The sequence below is a fragment of the Oleiphilus sp. HI0128 genome (genome assembly GCF_001635365.1).
Window position 1 is genome coordinate 1 of record NZ_LWGG01001166.1, and the last position, 1026, is coordinate 1026.

Consider the following 1026-nt stretch of genomic DNA (forward strand, 5'->3'; position numbering starts at 1 on the left):
GTTATCGAGCTCGATGGTGTCAGTAAGCAATACAAAGACAAGCTGCTATTCAAAGATTTGAGCTTTAGTGTTCCACCCGGAAGCATTGTCGGTGTAATTGGTGGTAACGGTGCAGGTAAATCTTCACTATTCAAGCTGCTAGCAGACGTAGAGCAACCCGACTCAGGCACTATTCGTTTGGGTGATACTGTTAAGCTGGCTTTCGTTGAACAAACGCGTGACCTGGACAATTCCAAGACGGTATGGGAAGAAGTCAGTGACGGTAACGATATGATCACTATCGGCAATTACCAAACACCATCTCGTGCTTATGTCAGTCGTTTCAACTTCCGTGGTAATGACCAGCAAAAGAAAGTGAATGAGCTGTCTGGTGGCGAGCGTAACCGTCTACATTTAGCCAACGTGCTTAAGCAAGGTGCGAACGTTCTACTACTCGATGAGCCAACCAACGATCTTGACGTAGAAACACTACGAGCACTGGAAGAAGCCGTCTTGGCATTCCCTGGTTGCGCAATAGTGATTTCGCACGACCGTTGGTTCCTCGATAGAATTGCAACGCATATATTGGCTTATGAAGGCGATAGTGAAGTGGTCTGGTTTGAAGGCAATTACACTGAATACGAAGAAGACTTCAAAGCTCGTAAAGGTGAACAAGCCAAGACACCTACTCGTGTCAACTATAAGAAGCTTGCCTAAGAGCCAAGGCTGCCAAACTAGCTGAAAGCCTGAAACAGCAGTTCTTTTGAGCGATTTGTTCTCAAAAGGACTGCCTAAGCTTGCAGTTACCTGATATAGCACTTATATTCTAATGAATGACTATAATAATTAATCCTCTCTGTTATCCTTCAAACTGGTTTGCAGAACAGAGTTGCCGGAGGCCAAATGAGCGAAGAGACAAAACAAGACGAGCGCCGTCATTTTAGCCGAATTCTATTTAATGCCGATTGCACCTTGCGTCAGGATGACCTTGAATGGTCTACCGAAGTCCTTGATATTTCCTTGCGCGGAATTCTGGTTCACCGGCCT

General features: G+C 45.4%; 2 protein-coding genes. Both read left to right on the top strand.

Annotation, left to right across the window (positions count from 1 at the left end; translation table 11 throughout):
- On the top strand, positions 1-696 hold a 696-nt coding region (locus A3763_RS19760; protein ID WP_156495199.1), incomplete at its 5' end, for an ATP-binding cassette domain-containing protein.
- Positions 697-882: 186 nt separating this feature from the next.
- On the top strand, positions 883-1026 hold a 144-nt coding region (locus A3763_RS30205; protein WP_197483002.1), incomplete at its 3' end, for a PilZ domain-containing protein.